The 21,180-nt window shown below is 57.7% G+C and carries 14 protein-coding genes and 1 riboswitch; of the genes, 10 read left to right on the top strand and 4 right to left on the bottom strand.

The genetic code is table 11. The features are described 5' to 3' along the window. Nucleotides 1-137: 137 nt before the first annotated feature. The 4 genes from NYE74_RS33320 (at nt 138) to NYE74_RS11095 (ending at nt 7,792) form a co-directional block, all read left to right on the top strand. Nucleotides 138-3,695, top strand: a complete 3,558-nt coding sequence (locus NYE74_RS33320) for a carbohydrate binding domain-containing protein (protein ID WP_394373474.1) — start codon at nt 138-140, stop codon at nt 3,693-3,695. Nucleotides 3,696-4,218: 523 nt separating this feature from the next. Further along, nucleotides 4,219-5,742, top strand: coding sequence for a DEAD/DEAH box helicase (locus NYE74_RS11085; RefSeq protein ID WP_036620295.1), 1,524 nt, complete (start codon nt 4,219-4,221; stop codon nt 5,740-5,742). A gap of 91 nt (nt 5,743-5,833) precedes the next feature. Further along, a complete protein-coding gene (locus NYE74_RS11090) occupies nt 5,834-6,571 on the top strand; it encodes an ABC transporter ATP-binding protein (RefSeq protein WP_445323420.1) in 738 nt (245 codons plus the stop codon). Nucleotides 6,572-6,574: 3 nt separating this feature from the next. Next, entirely contained in the window at nt 6,575-7,792 is a 1,218-nt protein-coding gene (locus NYE74_RS11095) for an ABC transporter permease (protein WP_155619636.1), read from the top strand. An 81-nt stretch (nt 7,793-7,873) separates the two neighbouring features. Here NYE74_RS11095 and NYE74_RS11100 read toward each other — a convergent pair whose 3' ends face one another. Beyond that, on the bottom strand, nt 7,874-9,172 hold the full coding sequence (locus NYE74_RS11100) for an aminotransferase class I/II-fold pyridoxal phosphate-dependent enzyme (RefSeq protein ID WP_036620301.1): 1,299 nt from the start codon (nt 9,170-9,172) through the stop codon (nt 7,874-7,876). Nucleotides 9,173-9,283: 111 nt separating this feature from the next. Continuing rightward, complete coding sequence (locus tag NYE74_RS11105; RefSeq protein WP_036620310.1) at nt 9,284-9,904, bottom strand: pyridoxamine 5'-phosphate oxidase family protein; 621 nt, start codon at nt 9,902-9,904, stop codon at nt 9,284-9,286. Nucleotides 9,905-10,300: 396 nt separating this feature from the next. On the opposite strand from NYE74_RS11105, the gene NYE74_RS11110 reads away from it, so the two are divergent. Both NYE74_RS11110 and NYE74_RS11115 read left to right on the top strand, forming a co-directional pair. Beyond that, nucleotides 10,301-12,010 (top strand): aminotransferase-like domain-containing protein, encoded by a 1,710-nt coding sequence (locus NYE74_RS11110; protein WP_341004792.1) that lies wholly within the window; start codon nt 10,301-10,303, stop codon nt 12,008-12,010. A 58-nt stretch (nt 12,011-12,068) separates the two neighbouring features. Continuing rightward, nucleotides 12,069-12,854, top strand: coding sequence for an AraC family transcriptional regulator (locus NYE74_RS11115; protein ID WP_036620314.1), 786 nt, complete (start codon nt 12,069-12,071; stop codon nt 12,852-12,854). A gap of 978 nt (nt 12,855-13,832) precedes the next feature. Here the strand turns inward: NYE74_RS11115 and asd are convergent. After that, nucleotides 13,833-14,657, bottom strand: coding sequence for an archaetidylserine decarboxylase (gene asd, locus NYE74_RS11120; RefSeq protein ID WP_316561467.1), 825 nt, complete (start codon nt 14,655-14,657; stop codon nt 13,833-13,835). Nucleotides 14,658-14,814: 157 nt separating this feature from the next. Further along, nucleotides 14,815-14,926: riboswitch (TPP riboswitch) on the top strand. 102 nt (nt 14,927-15,028) lie between these two features. On the opposite strand from asd, the gene NYE74_RS11125 reads away from it, so the two are divergent. From NYE74_RS11125 to NYE74_RS11135, 3 genes are read left to right on the top strand one after another with little or no spacing between them, the layout of a single operon-like run. After that, nucleotides 15,029-15,634 (top strand): ECF transporter S component, encoded by a 606-nt coding sequence (locus NYE74_RS11125; RefSeq protein WP_036620318.1) that lies wholly within the window; start codon nt 15,029-15,031, stop codon nt 15,632-15,634. A gap of 2 nt (nt 15,635-15,636) precedes the next feature. Beyond that, complete coding sequence (locus tag NYE74_RS11130) at nt 15,637-17,352, top strand: ABC transporter ATP-binding protein (RefSeq protein WP_316561468.1); 1,716 nt, start codon at nt 15,637-15,639, stop codon at nt 17,350-17,352. After that, nucleotides 17,349-18,146 (top strand): energy-coupling factor transporter transmembrane component T family protein, encoded by a 798-nt coding sequence (locus tag NYE74_RS11135; protein ID WP_316561469.1) that lies wholly within the window; start codon nt 17,349-17,351, stop codon nt 18,144-18,146. Before NYE74_RS11130 ends, NYE74_RS11135 begins: the two co-directional genes overlap by 4 nt. A gap of 10 nt (nt 18,147-18,156) precedes the next feature. Here NYE74_RS11135 and NYE74_RS11140 read toward each other — a convergent pair whose 3' ends face one another. Next, complete coding sequence (locus NYE74_RS11140; protein ID WP_051985305.1) at nt 18,157-19,287, bottom strand: YheC/YheD family endospore coat-associated protein; 1,131 nt, start codon at nt 19,285-19,287, stop codon at nt 18,157-18,159. A 188-nt stretch (nt 19,288-19,475) separates the two neighbouring features. Between NYE74_RS11140 and NYE74_RS11145 the strand changes: the two genes are divergently transcribed. Next, complete coding sequence (locus NYE74_RS11145) at nt 19,476-20,663, top strand: glycosyltransferase family 4 protein (protein WP_124333096.1); 1,188 nt, start codon at nt 19,476-19,478, stop codon at nt 20,661-20,663. Nucleotides 20,664-21,180 lie beyond the last annotated feature (517 nt).

The raw sequence follows: 21,180 nt of genomic DNA on the forward strand, positions 1-21,180 counted from the left end.
TGCACAAGGTGTTTGGCGCTTAAATGAGGCTAGGGATCAATATCGCTCGAAATTCAAACGTTTGCACAAAGTGGAAATACATCAGGATAAGCCAAAATCGATGCTTGCGAACCTAAATTATGAAGGAGGATCTTGCAGTGAATAAGAGAGTTCGGAAAATAACGGCCCTGTTCGTTGCCGCCATGTTTTTTGCGACATCTTTTTTTATCCATCCGCTGCCTTCCGCACAAGCTGATTCGGCTGCTTCAACAACAATATCCGCCGGACAACCGGCTTCCCTCTTCAATCCGGCAAACCCGGAGCTGATTGCCGGCGGCGCGGGTACGGTCGGCGTTCCGGAAGATTCCGGCAAAAACCCGACGTTCAATTGGGATAACGCCAACGTGTATTTTGTCTTAACCGACCGCTTCAAGGACGGGAATCCAAGCAACAATAATTCGTACGGAAGACCTTCCCGGGATGCGACCGGCAAAAATATTGGAACTTTTCGTGGCGGAGATTTGAAAGGGCTTACACAAAAGCTGAAAGAGGGGTACTTTACGGACTTAGGCGTCAATGCTCTCTGGATTACGGCTCCGTATGAGCAGATTCACGGGTTTGTTGGCGGAGGAAATGGGGGCGATTTTGCCCATTACGGTTATCATGGCTATTACGCCCTCGATTTCACGATGATGGATCGCAACATGGGGACTATCGAGGATATGCGTGAATTTGTGGACACGGCGCATGCCCAAGGCATCCGGGTTGTGCTTGACGTGGTGATGAACCATCCCGGCTACAACACGCTAAAGGATATGGAGGAGTACGGCTTCGGCAGTAAAACGGTCGGCGCAGACTGGGCTCCGGGCAATGGGCAAACCTGGCACAGCTATCACGATTACATTAACTATAACGACGCTTCCGCCTGGTCAAAATGGTGGAATACCTGGGTACGGGCCGGCATTGCCGGTTATGAGCCTGGTGGTTCGAACGATCTTACGCAACTTGTCGGCAACTTGCCGGACTTCCGCACGAATGTGACAAACAACATCGGGCTGGCTCCGCTTTTGCAAGCGAAATGGGCTAAGGAAACGGCGGGCTACGAGCAGTGGATCGTTCCGGCGGCGGTACCTTTAAGAAAAGATCTTGGCGTCGCTCCGGCGGATTACCTCGTCAAATGGCTTGCCGCCTGGGTTGAAGAGTTCGGGATCGATGGATTTCGGGCCGACACGGCCAAGCATGTGGAACTAAACCGCTGGAAGCAACTGAAAACCGAGGCCAGCGCGGCTTTGCACAGATGGAGGCAGAACAATCCTGACAAACCGGGCGCGGCTTGGACCGAAGATTTCTGGATGACCGGGGAAGTCTGGGGACACGGCGTCGGCAAAAGCGAGTATTTCAACTACGGATTCGATTCGGTCATCAACTTCAGCTTCCAGGATTCCAACATCAATTCCCTCGAGAGCATCTATGCCGATTACGCCGCAAAGTTAAATGCAAATCCGAACTTCAACGTGCTCAGCTACATTTCTTCGCACGACACCCGGCTGTATGACCGGGGACGGCTGACCCAGGCCGGAACGGCGCTGCTTCTGCTGCCGGGCGGCGTGCAAATTTTCTATGGCGACGAAACCGCCAGACCTTTTGGGGAGACCGGCTCCGACCCGCAGCAGGGGACGCGTTCAGCGATGAATTGGGACAATATCAACCAGAACGTATTGTCCCATTGGCAAAAAGTCGGCCAATTCCGGAACAAACATATGGCGGTCGGAGCGGGCCGGCACGTCAAAATCGCCGACAGCCCGTATACGTTCAGCCGGACGTACGCCAAGAACGGGATCGAGGACAAGGTTGTCGTGGCTATGAACGCCTCCGGTTCTACTGCGGTCAACGTATCGCCCGTGTTCCCGGACGGAACGCTCGTTCGAGACGCTTACACCGGAAACGAGGCGGTCGTCAGCGGCGGTACAGCGACTTTCACGGCAGGAGCCAACGGACTGATCCTAATCGAACAGATCGGGGAATCCCCGCTGCCGCTGTTGTTCGCCGATCCTGCGGGAGGAAACTTTAAGACGGACACGCTCACGATTAAGCTGCAAGTGAGGAAGGCGGACAGCGGAAAATACACGCTGGACGGCAGCGATCCGCAGGGAGGGATCGCCTTCACCGACGAGACGGAGATCGCAATTGGCGAAAATATGGAGTTCAACGATAAGCTAACCTTGAGAATGCATGCCGTAAATGAAGATGGTGTTTCCACACAGCAGTATATTTTTACGAAAAAGGATCCGCATGCCGGGTTGAGCGTTCATTTCAAAAAGCCCGCTGACTGGGGAACGCCTCGCCTCTATTTCTATGAAACTTCGCCTAAGGTGGCCGAGCCTGCTTGGGCGGAAGCTCCGGTCATGACGAGGGGGACGGGAGACTGGTATTCCTATACGATTAATGGCGTGGATGGCGCTACGGTTATATTCAGGGATGACAAAGGACGACAAAATCCAGGACAGAACCAACCCGGCTTCCCGTTGGCCGCAGACGGCTGGTATGATGGACGGTGGCATGATTCGAATCCGGACGGTCAGGGGGATACGGAAGCGCCGACGGCTCCGACCGGCCTCCGCGCGATCGCGGTAACGGATCGGACGGTAAGCCTCGCCTGGACCGCTGCAACCGATAATGTCGGTGTGACCGCCTATGATATTTTCCGGGGAACAGAGAAAATCGGAAGCACGGAGGCAACCGCGTATACGGATACGGCCCTCTCGTCTGAAACCGCTTACGTTTATTCTGTCAAGGCGCGTGATGCCGCGGGCAATGTATCCGCGCCAAGCGATCCGCTGGAAGTAACGACCGAACCGGCGGGAACCGGCGGCAATCAGGTCACTGTATATTACAAGCGCGGCTTCAATACGCCGTACATGCACTATCGCCCGGAAGGCGGCGAATGGACAGCCGTACCGGGCGTACGAATGGAATCGTCCGAAGCAGCGGGCTACAGCAAGCTGACGGTCGATATCGGAACGGCGCAAAGGCTGGAGGCCGCCTTCAACAACGGCAATAATCAGTGGGACAGCAACAATCAGCGGAACTACTTCTTCGGGGTAGGCACCTGGACGTATTCCGGGAATGGCAAGATAACCGCGGGCGCGCCAAACCCGAGTGCTAGCAATCAAGTGACCGTTTACTATAAGGAAGGCTTCAACACGCCGTACATGCACTACCGTCCGGAAGGCGGCGAATGGACAGCCGTACCGGGCGTGCGAATGGAATCGTCCGAAGCAGCGGGCTATAGCAAGCTGACGGTTGACATCGGAACGGCGCAAAGGCTGGAAGCTTGCTTTAGCAATGGCAGCGGGCACTGGGACAGCAATAACGGTAAAAATTACTTTTTTGAGATAGGGACATGGACTTTCAGCAGCTATGGCAATATACGGGAGGGTGCGCCGACCGTCCCTGCGTCTGCCGAGGAAGCGGCGGGTTCCGCCGGCTTGGAGCCCAATCAAAATCAGACCGGGCCGGAATCACCGCCTCCGGATATTTTACCGGATTCGGAGCCAGCGTCCGAAATCGAGCCGGCGCCGGTCGTTCCCGAGCCGCCCGCTTTTGAAGCGGGGCCGGAAACATTGTCAATCTTAAGTGATGCCAAGCCCGGCGGTGTACTCCATGCTGGCGTAATTCATGTCGGCGACCCATGGGTAAGCCGTTTGTCCGCCTAGACAACCGAAGACCGAGTGAAAAATGCCCCTTTGCCATGAGCCGATCATGGCGAAGGGGTTTTCTTGGAATGGCGGGGGCGAATTAGCTGAATCAAATGCAAAAGTGCATTTCATTTTTCGTAAATCACCATTTTCATGCGAATGAAATGCACTACCATTTCGGGAGGTTTTGACAAAATTCGCCTGCACTTTTGCATTTCATAGAAATTAGCTTAGGACGCAGACCCGGATTTGGCATAATCCCTGGTTTGGTGGAACCGGGATTTTACACAATGGCGGGTTCACTCACAATGTCCGATTCCACGAAATTTCAGATTTCACATAATCCCGGAGCACCAGCATCCTTATATCGAAAGAAAAACCGCCGCCTAACGCGCTCTGTCCACCTGAAATGCACCGCGATCGACGTTTTTCATACGTTATTTATTTGTTGTGACCGCCGCATATCGCATATAATGAAAATATTAACATTCTAAGCAATGATCAAGAGTGGTTAACGATAAATGAAAAAGGATGAATGGATATGACAAATACGACGTTTGCCGGGCTTGGAATCGGAGAACTGTTGTCCGCGAAGCTGATGGACTACGGCATTACGGAACCATCGCCGGTACAGGCGGAATGCATTCCCGCGGCGCTGGAAGGACGCGATGTGCTTGCGCAGTCGCAGACGGGCACCGGCAAAACGCTGGCTTATTTGCTGCCGATCCTGCAGTCCAGCGATCCGGGGGCAAAAACGCTGCAGGCCCTGATCCTTGCGCCAACGCAGGAACTGGCCATGCAGATTTTGCGGGAGGCGGAGAAATACGGGGAAGCGCTCGGGATTTTGTCCCAGGCGCTGATCGGCGGAGCCTCCGTGAAAAGACAGCTGGAGCGGCTGAAGCAGCATCCCCAGCTAGTGGTCGGAACGCCAGGGCGGATCCGGGAGATCCTGGCCCTTCGCAAACTGAAGCTGCACGCGCTTAAAACCGTGGTTGTGGACGAAGCCGACCAAATGTTCAAGCTCGGGGGCGCCGCCGATGTGGAACATATTTTGCGCGCGACCCTGCGCGACCGGCAGCTGATGTTCCTGTCCGCGACGATCACCCCGGACATCCGGGCCCTGGCGGCCAAAGAGATGAACAACCCGGTGGAAATCGGAATCGAACCGGAACAGCGGACATCCAAAAGCCTGGAGCATATTTATTTCGTCTGCGAACCGCGCGACAAAATCGACACGCTGCGTCGGATCGTCAGGCATTTCGATCCGGCCCGGGCGATCGTGTTCATCAACCACACCGACCAGATCGCCGAAGTGGAAGGCAAAATGAACTACGTCGGCCTTAGCGCCGGCGCTTTGTACGGCGATGCCGACAAAGCGGCGCGCAGCCTTACGCTGAGGCGATTCCGCGAAGGCAAAATCCGCCTGCTTGTGGCCAGTGACGTAGCCGCCAGGGGTCTGGACATCGAGGATCTCGCCCTGGTCGTGAATCTGGACCCGCCGATCGACGCCGAACATTATGTGCACCGCGCCGGACGCACGGGGCGGATGGGCAAGCGCGGCCTGGCCGTCTCGATCGTCTCGCCGCAGGAAGAGTTCATCATGCGCAAGTTTTCCCGCGAGCTGGGCATTGAAATCGAGCCGAAGACGCTGTATCAGGGCGAAGTGCTGGGGCTGGAGGAGCAGCCGCCGGCCGGGAGACGCCGCCATCCGTCCGCGGGCAAAAAGGCGGGGGTGAGCGCTGTCCGCCGCCACGCGGCGGAAGGGCCCGGCGCTGCGTCCGGCGCCCGCTATCCCGCCGAAGGAGGGCGCAGGGGCAAAACCGCCGGGCGGGCGCTGCCGGAACGAGACGATCGCGGAAGCGCGGAGCGTTCGTCAGCGGGGAAATCCGGCTTCGGCAGCCTGCCCGTATCCGGGCGCAAGGCCGCAGCCCCCGCTTTGGGCGGGTCGGCCGGCGGGGGAGCGCGCAAGATGAATCCGGCGGGCGAGCGGAAGAAAGAGCGCCAGGAGGACCGTAAGAACAAAGGCGCGCCGCGGTGGCTGAAAAACAAAAAGCCGCACGGTTAAAGCGAATTTTATGAACCGATGAGTAAGATAGCGCAGTGAGCTTATCCAAGCTCCGCGTTTCTTTGTTGGGAGGAGTTCTGAATTGAGTGAAATGCCCATACTGCAAGTCGAGGAACTGAGCGGGGGATACAGCCTGGGCCGCCCGGTGCTTCATGAGGTGAGCTTTGAGGTGGGGCCGGGCGAAATGGTGGGGCTGATCGGCCTGAACGGAGCCGGCAAAAGCACGACAATGAAGCATATTCTCGGGCTGATGGCGCCGCAACGGGGCGGCATTTACGTCGCCGGCAAGACGCGGGAAGAGGCGCCTGAAGCGTACCAATCCTCGCTCGCGTTTGTCCCGGAATCCCCGCTGCTGTATGAAGAATTGACCGTGAGAGAGCACCTGGAATTCACCGCCAGGGCTTACGGGGTCGGCCCCGAGGATTACCAAGACAGGGCGGAACGGCTGCTGAAGCTGTTCCGCATGGAGGAGAAGGCGGACAGCCTGTCGATGCATCTCTCCAAAGGCATGAAGCAGAAGGTGATGATTATGTGTGCCTTCGTCGCCCGGCCGCCGCTGTATATCATCGATGAGCCTTTTCTCGGGCTGGACCCGCTGGGAATCCGCTCGCTGCTCGACTTCATGCTGGAGATGAAGGAGAGCGGGTCGTCGATTTTGCTGAGCTCGCACATCCTGTCGACCATCGAGAATTATTGCGACCGTTTTATCGTTTTGCATCGCGGGAAGGTGATCGCGCAAGGAACGCTGGCCGAAATCGGGGAGCAGGCCCAAATGCCGGGAGCCGCGCTGGAATCGATTTTTTACGCTTTAGTGAAGGACGGAGCGTAGCCTATGGAACTTCGAGCGCTGCGGAGCCGGCGCAAAGCGGCGTTTTGGGGCAAGGTGCTCCCGTATTTGCCTTATGTGTTCCAAAGCGGTGTCGCCGTGCTGCTGCTCCTGCTGATCATTGCTTTTTCCGCCTGGTATACGGCTTTTTTGCAAAATCTTCCCCCCGGTCTGCCGGTTTCCTGGATCATGCTGCTTTTGCTTGGCCCGCTGACGGCTTATTCCGGGTTCCGGACCTATGTTGAGCCGGCGGACGTAATTTTCCTGCTGCCGCAGGAGACGCGGATGAAGGAATATTTGTCCCCCGCCTTTCGCAGCGGTATTATTTATAAGCTGATCGGGTTGTATATCGTGCTGCTGCTCGTTTGGCCGCTTTACATACGGAGCTCCGCAATCGTACAGCCGCTGTGGCTGATGATGCTCATCCTGCTGCTGCTTAAAGCGCTAAGCGCTTATGGCGCATGGCAGGAGCTGCGCATTACGACGGCGCGGGCCCGAACGGGCTACCGCCTGCTGCGCTGGTGCTTCATCCTGCTGATGGTCGCGGCTTGGCTGTGGCAGCCCGCCTGGAAAAGCGCGTTGTTTACGCTGCTCGTCGGCCTGAACTATGTGCTCGTGCTGCGTTTTCCGCTGAAGCATGCCGTGCCCTGGGACAACCTGATCGCGGCGGAAAAATCGAACGAAGCCAAGGTGCTGCTGCTGCTCGGCTGGTTCGTGGACGTTCCGGCGGAAGGGCAAAAGGTAATCCGGCGCCGCTGGTTGTCCGCGGCCGGCAACCGCACGCCCTGGACGCCTGCGGCCGCTTACCGCTACCTGCTGATCAAAACCTTCGTCCGCAGCGAGCTGCTGGGCATGTTGATCCGGCTGACGCTGCTCGGCCTCTTGCTTGTCGGCTGGAACGGGCGGACCTGGCTGGGCACGGTTTTGTACCTGCTGTTCGTATTTCTGACGGGAACCCAGCTGGCTTCCCTGCGCCATGCGCACCGCGATTCCCCGGCGGCTTCCTTTTATCCGCTCCCGCCCGGGGCCAGAAAGGCTGCCGCACTGCGCATCACCTCGCGCCTGCTGTTCGCGCTGGCCGTGCTGCTTTGGCTGCCGATGATCCTGACTCCCGGGGGAGAAGCGGCGCTTACGTTCGGCAGCCTCGCCGCCGGCCTGGCGTTTGCTTGGGCGCTCCGCAGCGTTTGGTCCCGCAAATGGCGGGAAGAAGAGCTGGACGAATAAAGTTTGAAGCAAAATGGCCCGCACTCCTGCCGAGCAGGAATACGGGCCATGATTCATAAGATGATCTAAACGTAAAAATGACTATTTCGATTGCAGGTCCTGAACGCCTTGGTAGATCAAATCAAACAGTTCCTCCAGATTTTCCTCGGCGATGCAGGAGAACGCAATGCGCAGGTCGGTTCCGCCGAGCGCGATCGTGCCGACGCCGTATTGGTGAATCAAATGCTGGCGCAGCGCCTCCGCCGAAACGGTCTTCAGCTTCAGGCACATGAAATAGCCGGAGTTAAACGGGTAATATTCCCAAACGTCCCCGTACTTGCCGCTGTCCAGCAACGCTTTGACCTTGTTGGCGCGGCCTTTCATCGTCTTGAATTTCTCCGCCTTCTGCGCTTCGAACTCCGGCGACTGCAGCGCCTTCAGCACGAATGTCTGCGACGGATGCGGCCCGCTGGAAATGGTGGCGCGGATGATGCCGAGCGCCTTTTGCTCCAGGGCGGCGAGCAGCGCTTCGTCGTCCGCCGCGAATGTGATGAACCCGACGCGGAAGCCCCACACATATTCCTCTTTGGTCGCCCCGTCGATCTTCACCGGCAAAATCCGCGGATGCAGGCCGGCCAGCTTGCCGAACAGCGATTCCGTAAGCGAGTCCTCGAAGAACAAGCCGAAATAAGCGTCATCGGTGACGACGACCACGTTAATCCCGGCTTCCGCGGCGGCCTGAATCGCGTCCACAATCTCCCCGCCTTCCTTTGCGCCCGGCGTATATCCGGTCGGGTTGTTCGGGAAGTTCAGGATGACGACCGCTTTACCCTTGTCCTTTTGGGCGAGCAGGGCTTCTTTCAAGCCGGCGCTGTTAAACGTCATCTCATCGGTAAACAAGGGGAAGTTGACGATCCGGGCATGACGGCGGATGCCGAAAGTCAGCTCGTAGTTCTCCCAGTTTTTATCCGGAAAAATAACCGCGTCGCCCTCGTCCGCGAACAGGTCGGCGACGATGCTGAGCCCGTGGGTCAGCGCGTTCGTCGCGATCGGATTGCCGAAGCTTTTGCCCGCAAGCGACGGGTTCTCCTGCAGCATTTTGGCCCGCCAAACTTTGCGCAGCTCCGGTTTGCCCGCCGGCGGCGCGTAAGGGTACAAATCCTGCGGCTTATAAGCGGACAACGTATCCTGGATCGCCGCGAGGTGCATCGGTCCCCCGTTTTCCGTAGCGATGCCGATCGTGGCGTTATATTTTTTAGCTTGGGCTGAAGCTTCGGCGGACTGGCTCAAAATGCCTTCCTTCGGAAAATAAATTTCCTTGCCCAGCCCCGACAGCATGTCGTACACGTGGCTGTTCCCCGATTTGATGTTCTCGTTTAACTGCTCCGCAAGTGGGTTCATCACATTCATCCTTCCGATCCGTTTAATAATTTAGGGCAGTACCGTCTTAAACTGCCTAACATTATATCATTTCGGTCAGAACGAGTCACGATCTAAAACCGCCGCACCGGTCTATTTTTCGCGGTGAAACGGGCAGTATTTTTTCATATGCTCGATCGTTTCCGCGTCCAGTTCGCCGCCCCGCTGCCGCAGCCCTTCGACCACGGCGTCAAACTTCGCTTCGCTCTGATTTTGCCCGAATTTGAATTTAGCGGTCATCGTCTCCGGGACGATCCGGCATAGCGCCACCGCCTTGAGTTGGCCCGCATATTTGGGGTCGGCCGGATCGATCGGGTTATAGCCGCCTTCGGGCTGGAGCTTTTCCATAAACAAAGTGAACGCATCCGCTTTTTCCTGAAGGTTTTCGACCTTTTCCACCCTTCCGCGGACCATCACGCTTTTGAAAAAGGCCGAAGCCGGACAAGCCAGCAGCGGATCGGTAAAATAGGACGGAATAATCGCATACTCCTTCGCCACGGTGAAGCTGACCCGGGGATCGCGGGCTAGCTGCTTCATTTTTTCCCCGGCCAGACTGCCGTGAAAATAAAAGAACCGTCCGTCGTATACAAAATTCAGCGGAGTCACCCGGCTCCAGCCGTCTTCGCCGACGGTGCCGAGAAAGCCGTAGCTCATCTCCCGCAAAAACTCTTGGACTTCCGTTTCATCCTGCATCGTAAATTCTTTTCTGCGCATATGGTTCGCTCCCTGTTTGTTTTGATATTCAGCATACGCCGCAAATTGACATAAAAAAAGAACCAATTTACATTTAAATTAGTAGGCCAATTTAAGCGTAAGGGAACCAGTAGACTGCTCCTGAATGAAATAAGGCGAACGTTGGTGACGTCAGCTTCGACTTGTATGGAGGACAACGGACATGAGCGCCCTTATTTGCCTGAAAAAACGCCGGTTTGATTTCTAACGGACAGGAGAGTCGCTATTTGCTCGAAAAAGGCCGGATATGTGCACAGAAATGCCGAATAAGGCCTGTGGTGTCCGTTACATTTTGAAAACTGTTGATTTCATCGAAATAGCGGCGCTGGTGTCCGTTAGGATTGGCGAGTGTTAAGCGACCGGGAGGAGACTTTGGAGATGCCTGATTTTACGATAGCTTTGCAGTCGTTCAGCGATAAATACCGCTATAAATATTTAGCCTTGTACCATGCACTCCGTGACGCTATTCATAACGGGACGCTTGCGGAAGGAACGCGGCTGCCGGCCACCCGCGAGCTGGCGGCGATGTACGGCCTGTCGCGCGGGAGCGTCTCCCAGGCTTACGATATGCTGCACGCGGAAGGCTACGTCCGCACGATCGTGGGCAGCGGGACGTTCGTTACCGGGATGCTCGCGCCTCGGCAGGAGACCTCGGATCGCAAGGCGCAGGTTGTTTTGTCGCCATGGGGGCGGCGGGTGGTGTCAGTGATGGACAGGACCGGGAACCAAAGGGACGCCAGGCTTGACGGCGGGACGGCGGGGGACGGCGACGGCGACGGCCGTTTCCCGGGCGCGGCGGCCGCAGCCGTGGCTTCGCCGGAGCCGGCCGGCGTGATCTCTTACCGCGACGGCGGGCCGTGGGAAGCGCTGTTCCCGGCCGCCGAGTGGAAAAGCGCGCTCGCCTGGGCGGCGCGCGGCAAGTCCGGCGGCGCGGGCGGCGACGGCGGCAGCGACGCGGGCGTGAGCGGGGCGTACGGAGCGTACGGGGCGTGCGGGTCCGGCGCGGCCGGAGCTGGCGGAAGCCGCGCCGACACAAAGCGTGCGGGCCTGGACCGCGCTGATCCGGGCGGCGCGGCCGGGGAGAGCGCTGATCCCGGCCGCACTGGCGCGGACCCGCTCGGCGAGCTGGAGCTGCGCCAGGCGATCGCCGCACATTTGCGGCGCAGCCGGGGCATCTCGGCAGATGCGGAGCAAATCTGCCTGTTCAACGGCTCGATGCAGGCGATAACGCTGCTGACCCAGCTGCTGCTGGGGGAAGGCGAACCGGCGGTGCTGGAAGATCCGTGTTACTACGGGATTGCCCGGGCGGTCGCCGCCTGCGGAGGCGTGGCCGTCCCGGCGCAGCTGGACGGCCACGGCATCGTGCCGCGCGATTGGGACGCGCGGCTGCTGTTTGTGACGCCGGGGCGGCAGTTCCCGACCGGCGCCGTGCTCTCCCACGCCCGGCGGCGCGAGCTGCTGAAATGGGCGTCGCGGCGGAACGCGGTCATCGTCGAGGACGACTATGACAGCGAGTTCCGCTGGGGCGGCCGCCCGCTGGAGCCGCTGAAGGCGCTGGACCAGGAGGAGCGCGTCATTTACATCGGCTCCTTCTCCAAGACGATGTTCGCCGCTCTGCGGATCGGCTATGCGGTGCTCCCGCGCAGCCTGGTGCGGGCGCTGGCGAGCGCCAAGGCGCTCTACGAGCCGGCGCCCCCGGCGCGGCTGGAGCAGCGGGCGCTGGCCCGGTTCGTGCGAACGGGCGGCTATGACCGCCATCTGCGCCGGATGCGGCGTTATTACGGCGCCAAGCAGGAAGTGTTCCGCACCCGGCTGGAAAGCGAACTGGGCGGCCTGTTCCGGCTCCAGCCGGCCGACGCCGGGCTGCTGATGTACGCGCTTTGGCGGAAGTCGCCGGAGGAATACCGCGCTTTTCAGGCCGCGGCGACCCGGCGGGGCGTGTTGTTCCGCGACGCCGCCATCTACCGGTTGACCCCGGGCGAGCCGGCCGCTTGCTTTTGTTTTGCCCATTTGGACGAGGAAGCGCTGCTCGAAGGGGTGAACCGCATGAAAGCGGCGTGGATAGATATTCAAGTGAACGGGAATTAAGGGTATAATAAGAGAATAAACATTCATTTTGAAGGATTTTTTTTCGGGAGGGAAGGACATGCTTCACGTTTCACCGTCTTCGTTTATATTGAAGCCGGCTTTTGCCAAAATCGTATGCGAGCCCGGTTGGAAATGGCACAAGCGGGAAAAACCGCTGGATAATTACGACCTGTTTTACGTTTGGAGCGGCGAAGGAACGGTTGTCCTGAACGACCAGCCGATTCCCGTCAGCAAAGGAAGCTGCTTCCTGTTCCGGAAAGGGGATCATACGAGCGCCACGCATAATCCGCAGCGTCCGCTTGTCCTCACGTATATCCATTTCGACGTCAGTGAACCGGTGACCGAAGTGCCGGGACCTTACCGCGTGCTAGAAGATACCCTCGATTTTGAATACATGCTGTCACGTTATGTCCGCCTGTTTCTGGTAAAGGCTTACGCCGCCGAAGAGGAGGCGCGGCTCATCCTTAAACAGCTGCTCATTCAGTTGCTGCGCGAGGAGCGCCAGGTGCCGATGGAGAAAAAAGTCAGCAACCAGCTGCATGAGGTGATCCACGAGGTCGCCAACTACGTGCTCCAGCATCCTGGCTTGCCCCACAAAGTGCAGGACCTGGCGGCGCGCGCCGGGTTGTCCCCGCGTTATTTTTCGATCAAGTTCAAGGAAATCATCGGGATGTCCGTTCAATCGTACATCATCAAATCGCGGATCGACCGCGCCCAGCACCTGCTGCTGCATGCCGGCATGAACGTCACGGAGGTGGCCGACGCTCTCGGATACCGGGACATTTTCTTTTTCAGCCGCCAATTCAAGCAGTATACCGGCAAAAGTCCGTCGGAAATCAGATAATGAAAGCGACCCGGTTGCCTTAAGGATTTTTAAGGTATGCCGGGTTCTTTGCTATTTTTGCCGGATAATGCCGCCATTCGCTTTGAAGGCCTTGTCCGGTCTCTTGTCCGCGAACCTTCTTAAGATTAATTTAAGGTTGGCGACAGGGGGATGTAAGGATAGTCAGGTATGCTATAAAAGAACTAGTAGAATGATCCGGAAATAGTATGGCTTATCTGCGGACAGGGGCCATGGATCACTTTGTTCTATATTAGTCTTGTGCTCAGGAGATGGCGTCCCCATAAAATAGAGGAACTTTAGGGTCTTATTTTCCGAAGTTGAGCCTATTTATCACCATAGGGGAACTTTTGGGTCTTATTTTTCGATGAATAGGTCGAAAGGCGGCCTTTCGCCACTAAATCATGAAAATAGCGCCATAAAATTCCTCTAATTCACGCAACATGGGGGACATCGGCTGAAATAGCGCCCTTTTTTTTCTTTATGTTGTCACCCGAGATCTTCAATAGATTATTTTGTCGTTTTCTCAAGTCTTCACTTGCCATTATGCTGACGTTATTTCCAGAATCGTCTACTAGAAAGAACGTGACCTTTATTCATAAAAGGAATGACATGATCATATGAAATCGCTTTGGAAGTTTGCCCTGCAATTTTTGCTGGCCCATATCGTTAGCGATTTAACCTATAGGCAGCTCGCTTTTTTTCGGCATCCACTCAATAATACATCCATACCCGGGTTCATATTTAAAACCACGCTCGATATGATATTATTTGTGATCGTTGCTGCCGTTGTTTTTATCGGGACCGAGAAAATCCGGCAGATGATCAAATGTCTCAATTAACCAATGAGCCTCAAACTGGAACAGTTATCGAAACAATACGGCTCAAAGCAGGTATTGGCCATCTCGCCTTTATCCTGTGCGTGCTGTGGTTATGCATCGGCTTAGTCAAAATCATCCTCTTTGTACGCTGCCTGCAGCATTAATCCGCGTCCTTGGGAGGCGTCTTCACCTTGGCGCCCGCGGCTGCAAAGCTTCCGAGCGGCTCGCCCATCCGGATCTTCCGTCCCGGTGCGAGCCCCGGCAGCGGGGCAAATGTGCCGTTTTGGGTCAGCAGCACCACGGTGGAGCCGAATTCGAAATAGGCGAGATCGTCTCCCTGGTTCCAGCTTTTCGCCCGTTCGTCGGTATATTTGATGCTGCTGACGTTCATCGCCCCGACTTTGACGAGCGCCACCTCTCCATGCTCATGGGAAATATACGTAATCAGCCGCTCGTTCCGGCATAACACCTTTTTTATATGGCGCATGCCGAAGTCGTTAACCGGATATACCCGGCCTTTGATATGCTCGCTTTCCAGCTTTTTGCCGGTGACGGGGGCATGGATGCGATGATAATCGGTCGGGCTCAAATATAGCACAAAAGCATAGCCATGCTTATACGATTCGATGCGCGGGGAACGGTTGAGCAGTTCCTCAACGGAGTAATCCTGGCCTTTCACGTTTAGAATCGTGCCGGAGCGGATTTCCCCCATAAACGTAATCAGCGCGTCCACGGGGCTGACCATGCCGCCCTGCTCCGCATGAACCGGACGCATGCCCGGCTTTAATTTGCGGGTGAAAAATTCGTTGAGCGTCCGGTATTCCCGCAGTTCTTTTTCCGCTTCATGCAGTGGAATTGCGTACGATTTTGCGAACAAAGGGATCATCATCCGGCTGATTTCCGAATGGGAAAACTTTCCCATCAGCCTGCAAACCGATTTGCGGGAGGACAATTCCGTCATCCACTTCATCCATGCTGCCGCCAAGAAAGCAACCTCCTACTCTTGATGTGCCACTTCCGCTTATCTTGACACAGAACGGGGACGAAATCAACATGAAAGCGGTTTCTCCCGCGCATTGAAACTTGAATGTTTAAAATTTGTTCTTGATGCTTGAAAACGGTTGGTGTATGTTAAAGACAATCGCATACGATACGGGGGCTTGAGTGAATCAGGCTGAGATGGCAGCATATTCCGCTGCGGACCGTTAATCTGATCTGGATAATGCCAGCGTAGAGAATCGAATGTCCGGGATATACCCTGCGTCCATACCCGTGACCTGAGCGCCGCCTGAGCTTATTCTGGCGGTTTTTTGTCGTTTGCGAAAAAAATATATTTTTTGAAAAGGGGAGAAAAACATGCAAGAGGCAGCAACAAAACAAAGCGGCCGCGGGCTGAAGCTGAGCGATCTGCTGGTAACCGTGCTCGTGTCGGTCGTGCTTGGCGTAGTTTATCATTTCTGGAGCTCGGTGTATAACTTATTCTCGCCGCTGTTTCCGCAGGCCGATGAAATCGTCTACGGAATGTGGTTTCTGGCTCCGACGCTCGTATTTTTGCTGATCCGTAAGCCGGGGGTGGCGCTGATCGCGGAAGTGGCCGCAGCTCATGTGGAAATTTTGTTCGGCAGCGAATGGGGCGTTCAGCTTGTGCTGTACAGTGTGCTGCAAGGCTTGGGGGCGGAGCTCGTATTCGCGGCTTTCCGGTACCGCAAATTTTCCGGTTCCGTCGCCGCTTTGGCCGGCATCGGGGCCGCGGTCGGCTCCATCATTCCGGATATTTATTACGGATATGTGCAGGACTATGAAACCTGGCTGCTGATCGCCAAATACGCGATGCGGGCCGTCAGCTCCGCGCTGATCGCCGGCTACTTCGCTTACGGGCTGGCCAAAGCCGTGGAGGCCACGGGCGTGACCACCCTGCTGCGCCCCGTCGATCCCAAAGATTATGCGGCGCTGGATGATTAACCATGGAAACGGCCGTTGAAGTTTGCGATCTTAGGCTGAAATTTCCGGGGGAGACGCGGTTTGTGTTTAAGGATTTGAGCTTTCGGGCTTTTCGCGGGGAAAAAGTGCTCCTGCTCGGCCCCAGCGGGAGCGGGAAATCCACGCTTCTCCAGGTGCTGTCGGGGATTATCCCGCGGCTTGTAGAGGTTCCGATGCGCTGTGCGTCGCAGCGTTTGCCCCGCTCCTGGGGCTATGTGTTTCAGGATCCCGATACCCAGTTTTGCATGCCTTTCGTGGATGAGGAGCTGGCTTTTACGCTGGAAAACCTGGGGGTCCCCAAGCCGGAAATGACCGCCCGGATGGAGGCGGTGCTGGAGGACGTCGGGCTGCGTTTGCCCGAGCTGCACATGCCGATCCAGGCCCTGTCGCAAGGGATGAAGCAGCGGCTCGCTTTGGCTTCGGTGCTGCTCGGCGATCCGGAGGTTTTGCTGCTCGACGAGCCTTCCGCGCTGCTCGATCCCGAAGGGCGCGAGCAGATTTGGCAGTCCGTCAGCCGCATTGCCGAGGGCCGCACGCTGATCATCGTCGAACACCGGATCGAGGAAATTCTGGCGCTCGGACTCGTCGACCGGGTCGCGTTGTTCGGACCGGACGGCCGCCTGCTGGGCCAGGGATCGCCGGAGACGATTTTTGCGGAGTTCCGGCGGGAGTTAAAGGAGTTCGGCATCTGGTATCCCGGAGTTTGGACGGAGTTTCTGGCCGCGCCGGAGGGGCGGCGCCTGCTGGAGCCGGTGCCGGCTCCGGCGCGGAGCGGGGATGGCGGCGGTTCCTCCGCCGGGACGCCGGGCTTTCCCTTGGGCGCTCCCTCGAGCGCTCCGTTCTCGGCGGCTGCGTGCTCCGGCCCAATCCCCGGCCCCGCGCCGCTTGTCGAACTTAAAGGATTTCGCGGGCTGAGGATGGGGAGGCCGGTTATAGAAGTCGAACATGCCGCGGTGATGCCCGGCGATTTTATCGCCGTCACAGGACCGAACGGCGCGGGAAAAAGCTCGCTGCTGCTCAGCCTGATGGGACTTCTGAAAACGGAGGGCGAATACTTTCTGCGGGGCGTCCCGCTGCAGGGGGGCAAGGTCGGCCGCCGCGTCCGCCGGCGTCAGATGGAGCGGGCGGCGCAGGAAATCGGCTTTGTTTTTCAAAACCCGGAATTTCAATTTGTCGCCGACCGGGTGGACGAGGAAGTGACCTTTTCCCTCAGGGAAGATGGGCTTTCCGCAGAAGGGATTCACGAGCGTACGGCGCGGATTTTGCGGCAATTCGGCCTGGAAGGGTACGAGGGGCGGCATCCCTACCAGTTGTCGCTGGGGCAAAAACGGCGGCTCAGCGTCGCCAGCGCGGCCGTGCGCGAGCAGCCGCTGCTGCTGCTCGACGAACCGACCTTTGGCCAGGATGCGGCAAACGCGTTTGCGATCCTTTCGTTATGCGAAGAGCTGCGGCGGCGCGGGACGGCGATCGTGATGGTCACGCACGAGGAGTGGATTGCCGCCACGGCAGCGACCCAGCGCTGGGAAGTGCGGGAAGGGCGGCTGGTCTCCCGCTTCTGCACGGAACGCGGGGCGGCAATGGCCGGGATTGCGGCGGAGCGGGGAGGAACGGGCCTGTCCGAATTGGCCGGCTCCTTCGCTTCTTCCGCCCCCGGCAGAGCAGCCTCCGGCTCTGCCCCAAAGGCGGTGACCCTGCGATGAAGCCGCTATTGGCCCCCAAAATGAAAGGCTGGCTGCACCGGGCCAACCCGGCCTGCAAGCTGGCGCTGTTCGTTTTGCTGTTTCTGGTGACCTTGTTTACGCACCGTCCCGATTTCATGTTTTATCAAGCCGTATTGTTTACGCTGCTCCTGTTTCTGCTGAGCGGATACGAGCCGTGGAAAATCGCGCTGCTTGTCCTGCCCTTTCTGCTCATCTTCATTTCGTCTTCCTCTACGATGATTTTGTTCGGCAAAGGCGAGCACGAATGGTGGTCCTGGGGCCTCATTCGCATTTCGGAGGAGAGTTTTTACCGCGGCGTTCACATCGGGCTTAAGTCGGTAACCTTTGCGGCGGAAGGCTTGCTTTTCGTGCTGACCACCTCGTCCGTCGCCCTGTTTTACTCGCTGATGCAGCAGGTTAAGCTTGCGCCCAAATATGCTTACAGCTTTATGGCTTCCGTGCGGCTGCTCCCGATGGTCTGGGAGGAGCTGCAGATCCGCCGGAGCGCCCTGCGCATCCGCGGCGTGCGCACGCCGCGGGGACCGCGGGGCTGGGCCAAGCTGGCCCGGCTTTACGCGGTGCCGCTGCTCTCGCAAAGCATCCGCCGGGCGCACCGCGTGGCCGTGGCCATGGAGGCCAAAGATTTCGACGGCAGCCGGCCGCGCACTTATTATTACCGCTTCGCTTATTCGCGGTATGACCTGCTGGCGCTGCTCGTCATAGGCGCTGCCGTGGCGGCCGCCTTCGCGCTTTCACGGACGTATCCGCTGTTCGGCATTGCCGATGTCAGGTGAGCAAGGACGATCATAAGGCTTTTTCCTGCGGCAGCTTTGGCGCGGCCGGCCGCCCTTGCGGATGATCGAGCAGGTATCTTGCGTAAGACATCGGCTGACGGTACGTGTTTTTCCATATCTCGGTCAACCCGGCTTTGCGGAATCCGTAACGTTGGTCGCGTCCGTTGCATTCAATAAAGTAGGGACGCCCGCTCATGGTGAGGCCGATGTCGAGACCCAGATCGGCAAGCAGGGGCAACTGCTTGCCGAGATAACGGCTGATCGCCAGCGCCAGCGCCTCTGCATGGGCGAGGGCCGCGGAGGCTGAATGCGGGGACAAAACATGGACCAGCAGCTCTGCCGCCGGAATCACTTCCCCTCCCTTGGCGATGTTGCACAGAAAACTGCCTTTGCGGGCCACCTTGGCGAACAGCCCCGTGACGGCCCATTCGCCGAGCCCGCCGCGTTGGACGGTAACGCGCAAATCTATCGGACGGGAGTCGTATTCCGCCAGCGGAATGCGCTCCTGAACGAGGTAAGGGGTCTGCTGCAGCAAGCGCCGCGTCCAGAGCGGCAAGTCTCCTTGGGGAAGCTTGGCGGTTCGCCATTCATTTTTTTTGTCTTTGGACGCATAGATCAGTTCCCAGCTTTGCTCATTGCGGCGCAGCCGCATGATTCCGTATCCGACGGAACCGCGTATCGGCTTAAGCATCAGGTCGGAATATCTGGACATCATGGCGCGCAGTGCGGCCGGCTTGGCCGGAGCGGCCTCGGGCAAATAGCCGCGCAGATGCGGAGCGTTCCACAGCAGCCGGTGGATGACATCTTTGCCATAACGGTTGTTGACGTTGAAAATCGCGATGCCCCGGGAGATCAGGTTGCGGATCTGTTGGTGCGCTGCAGGCTCGGGATACAAGGCCCGGTTATGAATGACCGGCGGCAGGGGAAGGTCGGTGATCACGTATTCTTTGCCATTCGATACGTAGCCGGAGCAGGTTCCCCGGAACAGGTCGATATCGCCCAAGCGGAGAAAGCAGGGAATCAGGCCGTGTTCCCGGGCCGCCTCTTCATAATTGGAGATCGACTCCTGGCCGGTTTTTCGCTGCGGAATTCCCCGGAACATCCCGGAGTTCAGCAGTATTCCTACATAGTCCTGCTTCAAAGGTAGTTCCTCCTCCCTTGCTTCTTCCTCTAATCTATGTTGTCCCGTTCAAAAAGAGTGGACGACTGTTCTGCGTCAGCCGCCTGTTTTCGGGCAGGCTTCCCGAAACCCCGCTTTCTGGCCGGCAGTCACATTTACCGGGCGGGTATCGTATATTTAGGGTAGCGAAAGGAAGGAGGGGATCGTTCATGGAACGGGAAAAGACAGCGGTGATCACGCCCGGATCGTTCGCCGCGCCTTCAGGCAAAAGCAGTTCGGTGGAACGGATGATTGAAAAAATGGTCCCGCTCGCGGCGGAACATGTAAAAATCCGCATTTTTGGCATGGCGGACGGACATTTGCCTTCCCAGGGCTGGATCGGAAACGTTCCGATTTACCGTTTGCCCGGCGGGCGGCTCTATCTGGAGTCGATTTTGCGCCATTTGCGAAAATGGCGGCCCGGAACCGTTGACGTTCACAATCGGCCGCTGTTTGCTTTTCAGTTAAAAAGCCGCCTGCCGCTGGCCCGGGTGCTGCTTACCCTTCATTCCACCGCGTTTATTTCCCCTTCCTGCCACCCCAAACCCCGCATGCAGCAAATGCTCGAAAGCGTAGACGGGATTGTCGTGGGCAGCGAGTATTTGAAGCAGGAGCTGCTATTCCGCTTCCCCGGTCTTTTCACGCCGATTTGGGTCAATCCGCCGGGCGTCAGCCCGGAGGATTTCGTTCCGCGCTGGACGCCGGACGGAGAAGCGCTGCGCAGGGCGCGGCTGGCCGAAGGCGGGTGGGAAAACCGGAAGGTGGTCCTGTTCGTCGGCCGTCTGCTTCCGGCCAAAGGCGCGCACCATTTGCTGGCCGCGTTTCCGGGCGTGCTGCGTCAGGTGCCCGAAGCCATGCTGATCATCGTGGGCGGCAGTTGTTACGGCGCCAACCGGGAAACGGACTATGTCTGCAAGCTCCAAGCGATGGCGGAGCCCTTTAAGGACCGGGTTGTTTTTTTGCCGTTTACGCCTTATCCCAAAATCGCCGACTGGTACAATACCGCCGATTGCCTGGTCGTTCCGCCTAGCGAAGAAGAAGCGTTCGGCCTGGTCAACATCGAGGCGATGGCCTCGGCCGTGCCGGTCGTAGCGGCCCGTACGGGCGGAAATCCCGAAATCGTCGCGGACGGTTATTCCGGGTTTCTGGTGCCCGCGGCAGGGAGGGTTGGCGAGTTGGCGGACCGGATCATCCGGCTGCTGCAGGATGAAGCGCTGTGCAAAACGATGGGTCTGGCCGGATACGAGCTTGCCCGCAGCCGCTTCCGCTGGCAGCATACGGCCGAGCGGTGGGTCGAGATGATCTGCGCCGGCAGGGTCATTCCGGCAAACGCCCCGCAATGGAAACAGCAGCCTTAGCGGGAAAAAGCTTGATGCAGGTGAACTAGAAAAGACCTGGCCGCCGGCCAGGCTTTTTCTATGATATCGCGTACGTACCGCCGAATAATCGCAAAAGATACAGCTATTGTTCGCAAATGGAGCGGGGCGCTTGTTTAAATGCAAATCCTGCATTTAAACAAGCACGGTTCGCAGGGTCCGGCAATAATGTATGGTAGTAGTTGCCGGAAATGCAATAAAACGTGCTGATGCGCTTGTTCGCGGTAATCTAGTTGTACGTTTTGCTTTTGAGCGGAAATGCAATGTACAAATGTGCGTAAACCCGTATTTTGAAATAGCTCCCTAACCTGTTCTATCTCTGTATCAACGTAGGGGCAACATATAAGGACCCGGCCGCCGGCCGGGGTTTTTCTTGTCTGAAGAGCCGTGATAGCGGCGGAAGCGGCAGGGGCGGAGTGGCAAGTTCGGTCCGGAGGACAGCTGTACGTTTGCCGTTACAACGCCGACAGCATCACATACACTGTTGTATATGCTCCGG

Source organism: Paenibacillus sp. FSL P4-0127 (genome assembly GCF_038007325.1).
Taxonomy (GTDB): domain Bacteria; phylum Bacillota; class Bacilli; order Paenibacillales; family Paenibacillaceae; genus Fontibacillus; species Fontibacillus macerans.

Coding starts and splice junctions, on each gene's coding strand:
- NYE74_RS11145 (WP_124333096.1), top strand. CDS start 19,476: ATGGAACGGGAAAAGACAGCGGTGATCACGCCCGGATCGTTCGCCGCG.
- NYE74_RS11135 (WP_316561469.1), top strand. CDS start 17,349: ATGAAGCCGCTATTGGCCCCCAAAATGAAAGGCTGGCTGCACCGGGCC.
- NYE74_RS11115 (WP_036620314.1), top strand. CDS start 12,069: ATGCTTCACGTTTCACCGTCTTCGTTTATATTGAAGCCGGCTTTTGCC.
- NYE74_RS11105 (WP_036620310.1), bottom strand. CDS start 9,904: ATGCGCAGAAAAGAATTTACGATGCAGGATGAAACGGAAGTCCAAGAG.
- NYE74_RS11090 (WP_445323420.1), top strand. CDS start 5,834: ATGCCCATACTGCAAGTCGAGGAACTGAGCGGGGGATACAGCCTGGGC.
- NYE74_RS11100 (WP_036620301.1), bottom strand. CDS start 9,172: ATGAACCCACTTGCGGAGCAGTTAAACGAGAACATCAAATCGGGGAAC.
- NYE74_RS11085 (WP_036620295.1), top strand. CDS start 4,219: ATGACAAATACGACGTTTGCCGGGCTTGGAATCGGAGAACTGTTGTCC.
- NYE74_RS11110 (WP_341004792.1), top strand. CDS start 10,301: ATGCCTGATTTTACGATAGCTTTGCAGTCGTTCAGCGATAAATACCGC.
- NYE74_RS11125 (WP_036620318.1), top strand. CDS start 15,029: ATGCAAGAGGCAGCAACAAAACAAAGCGGCCGCGGGCTGAAGCTGAGC.
- NYE74_RS11095 (WP_155619636.1), top strand. CDS start 6,575: ATGGAACTTCGAGCGCTGCGGAGCCGGCGCAAAGCGGCGTTTTGGGGC.
- NYE74_RS11130 (WP_316561468.1), top strand. CDS start 15,637: ATGGAAACGGCCGTTGAAGTTTGCGATCTTAGGCTGAAATTTCCGGGG.